Origin of the sequence: Streptomyces sp. WAC06614, from assembly GCF_003949795.1 — a bacterium.
Lineage (GTDB): Bacteria > Actinomycetota > Actinomycetes > Streptomycetales > Streptomycetaceae > Streptomyces.
This window is the reverse complement of record NZ_RPRY01000494.1, coordinates 1-3644: the sequence shown is the minus strand read 5'-3', so window position 1 is coordinate 3644 and position 3644 is coordinate 1. Positions and strand designations below refer to the sequence as shown.

The window sequence follows — 3644 nt, the reverse complement described above, 5'->3', positions numbered from 1 at the left end:
GGCCCGTACCGCTGCGTGGCAGCGTTCTCGGAGCGTCCGCCGGATCGCGTCGTGCGCACCGGAGGCGGTCAGGACCTCCCGCAGGCGGCAGGCGCCTTGCTCATCGAGGCCTGCCTCGCCCAGGTGCGGTACCCGTCCCGGACGACTACCGCACCCGTACCACGGGGATACGGCTGTGGGACGGAACCCTTCTCAGCGAGGTGGTGACCCCGCGCCACGACCTGGCCGCACGACCGCGCCCGTTCCCCGTGCAGCGCAACTACTTCCACATCGCCGCTCTTGAGGCCGGCGCCCGGTGGCTGCGCGAGACGGTCCCGCTGGAGCGGGCCGAGTACGAACGGCTCCTGGCGGAGGACGTGGGGGGCTTCGTCTCCTGGGTCTACCCGGATGCCCAGCCGGCGCGGCTACGCGCGCTGATCGACTTCCACCACTGGGCCGTCTGGCTGGACGACGTCATGGACCGCAGAACCACCCTCGAAACCAGCCTGGAGGCGTGCTCCGTGCTGGAGTCGCTGGGGACCGTCGAACTCGCCCCGTTCGACGACTTCTTCGCCCGCATGCGCAGCCAGGGCCTGCACGAGGGCCATGCGCACCGGTTCCTGACCGCGATGCACGCCTACGGGGCGTCCTCCCGCGCCGAGGTCCACGCCCGCGAGGACCACCACTGCGGGTTCACCACCATTGCCGGCTACGTCGCCAACCGGCGTCGCTCGGCGGCGATGCCGGTCTACTTCGCGCTCATCGCCTGGATATCGGGCGTCGAGCTCCCCTCCCACGTCTACGGCCACCCGCTGGTCGTCCAGCTGGAAAACGCCTGCTCCGACTACGCCCTCCTCTACAACGACGCCGGCTCCTTCACCAAGGAGTACCTCGCGGGACGCACCGAGGGCACCCTCGTGCGTCTGCTGTCCCGCGAGCTCCAGCTGCCGGTGCAGGAGACCCTGTACGAGATAGCCGACATGGCCGCCGCCGCAGCAGACGACCTCGAAGCCGCCAGCGACCTCATCGACGCCAGCGACCTTCCCGCCGCCCACCGCGAACACGTCCACCGCTACGCCGACGGGCTGAGGAAATTCACCGGCGGCGTCAACCACTGGAGCAACCACACCACCCGGTACGCGATCGGCCAGCCCATGACCGATGCCGCCCCCACCTCCCGATCCGGCGACCGCCACCACTTGCGCATTCGCCGTACGTGAGGTCAGCCACGGTCCCCGAGCCTCGCCGCCTTCCCCGCCGGGCGCCCGTGCCGGCCCGACGGCTCACCGGGGGCCGAGGCCACCCGGCTCCTGCCGGGACCGTCGCCGTCCTGCCGTTCCCGTTGTCCGTCTTCTCATCCGTGAGTGGGTGCCCGCCTCATGCCCGTGACCGATCTGTGGCCGTCCCGGACCGCGCACCAAGTGGAGACCGCACTTGCCGCCGCGGCCGACGAACTGTCCGCCCTCGACGCTCGCGTCGAGCACTACCGGGTACCCCACGGCGGGTACGCGGCGTGGACCGGCGACACCGCCTCGGAGGTGTTCAGCCTCGAGGCGAGGATCGGGCCGGCCCACCACAGGCCCGGCACCTCGATGTGGGCGGTCTTCCAGGTCTTCGACCCCCGCCAGCCCAACCTGGCGCTGGTACGGATGCTGGAACGCCACGACGCCGACGGCGCACCGGTCCAGGACGTGCGCCGCCCCTCCTACACCCGTGAACTGGACCTGAGGCTGTGCCGGATGTTCATGCCCGCCTGCAACCGCGCCCTGAACCACCTCGACCCCATCGGGCGCGGCCACAGCCAGCACGTGGACTGCTACCACGGCCGCGTCCCGCCCAGCCACCTGCTCACCGCCCCGGTGGTCGCGGTCGACCTGTTCCGCCGCTTCCGGGGCGAGGGCCAGAAGGCCATCATCCTGGCCGACTTCAACGACCCCCTGGCCGTGCCGACCGTCAGTGTGGTCAAGCACCTCCTGGTGCGCCGCAACGGTCACCTCATCCCCCGCACCAGCAAGCCCTCCGCGGCCAGGGTGCTGCTGCGCCGCCCGGACGGCAGCATCCAGCAGTTCGCCGGAATGTCCACGGCCGCCGACGAAGGCATCACGATCGCCCGCCGCCTCCTGGCCTGACCCGCATCCCACCTTGGCCCACGACCGCACCGAAGCCGGTGCCGTCCACGGCGGAAACGCCCCTCCCTGTCCTCGGACGGTTCCCCCTGCGCCCGCCGCCTCCCACCACTGCCACGCCACGACGCCCCCTTTTTTCGAGGAAGCCCCGACCATGACGTCCAGCCGCAAGACCCCGGGCACATCCACCACCCCGCACCCTTCCGCGTCCGCGTCCGCGTCCGCATCCCGGCCCCGGCGTCCCGGCCCACCAGCCCTGCCGTTCATCGGGCACGCCTGGCCCCTGATGCGCTCACCCTTGCGCTTCGTGTGCGAGCTGGCCTCCTACGGCGACGTCGTCCCGGTCCGACTGGGACCCCTGCCCGTTCAGGCCGTCACCCACCCCGACCTGGTCCACCAGGTCCTGGTCACCCAGGCCCGCCACTTCGTGCGCGGCCGTCTGTTCGAGAAGGCCGGCCAGATCGGCGGCGAGCAGGGCCTGGTCGTCACCTCCGGCACGACCCACCTCCAAGACCGCCGCGCCCTGCAGCCCCACTTCCGCCGCGAGCACATCACCGGCTTCGCCGAGGGCATCCGCCAGGCCACCGAAGAGGTCACCGCCCACTGGAAGCCCGGCCAGACCGTCCACGTCGACCGGATGGCCACCGAGATCGCCCTGGCCTCCCTGGTCCGCAGCCTGCTCGGGGACCGCCCCTCGAAGGAGCTGACGGGCGTCTTCCACCAGCACCTCCCCACCCTCTCCCAGGGCCTGATGACCCGAGCCGTCCTGCCCGAGTGGTGCGCGCGCCTGCCCCTGCCCGCCAACCGCGCCTTCCAACGCGCCATCGACACGACCCGCGCCGCCGTCGAGGAAGCCATCGTCGTCTGTCGCCGCCGTGGAGCCGACGAGACCGGCCTCCTCGACATGCTCACGGCCCAACGCGACGACAACGGCCGCCCCTGGTCGGACACCAAGATCCGCGACCACGTCCTGCACCTGGCCCTCGCCGGCGTCGAGACCACCGGCGCCACCCTCGCCTGGACCTTTCACGAACTGGGCCGCAACCCCGACATCGCCGACCGGCTCCGCGCCGAGGTCGACCACACCCTCAACGGTGCCCCCGCCACCCCCGCCAACATCACCGCCCTCACCTACACCGGCCGCGTCATCACCGAAACCCTGCGCCGCTACGCGATGTGGCTGGCCATGCGCCGCACCACCGTCCCCGTCACCCTCGGCGCACACACCCTCCCCGCCGGCACCGAGGTCGTCTACTCCGCCTACGCCCTGCACCACGACCCACGCTGGTTCCCCCACCCGTACCGCTTCGACCCCGACCGCTGGCTCCCCGAAACCGCCCACGCCCTGCCCAAGGGCGTCTACATCCCCTTCGGCTCCGGCGTCCACAAATGCATCGGCGACTCCCTCGCCCTCATGGAGATCACCATCGCCCTGGCCACCATCTGCCGCCACTGGCACCTGACCTCCCTGCCCGGCCGCCCGGTCAGGGAAGTCGCACGGGCCGACGTCCACCCCGACCACCTCCCCATGACCGCCAC

Annotated in this window: 3 protein-coding genes; all 3 read left to right on the top strand. The window is 71.7% G+C overall.

The genetic code is table 11. The annotated features are described in order from the left end of the window. Positions 1-203 precede the first annotated feature (203 nt). Positions 204-1199 (top strand): hypothetical protein, encoded by a 996-nt coding sequence (locus EF918_RS33765; RefSeq protein ID WP_185922051.1) that lies wholly within the window; start codon positions 204-206, stop codon positions 1197-1199. A gap of 201 nt (positions 1200-1400) precedes the next feature. Further along, the gene (locus EF918_RS33760; protein WP_125652702.1) at positions 1401-2108 is read left to right on the top strand and encodes a hypothetical protein; all 708 of its coding nucleotides are present in this window, start codon (positions 1401-1403) and stop codon (positions 2106-2108) included. Positions 2109-2391: 283 nt separating this feature from the next. Beyond that, positions 2392-3644, top strand: a 1253-nt coding sequence (locus EF918_RS33755; RefSeq protein ID WP_260610929.1) for a cytochrome P450, incomplete at its 3' end; no start/stop codon positions are given.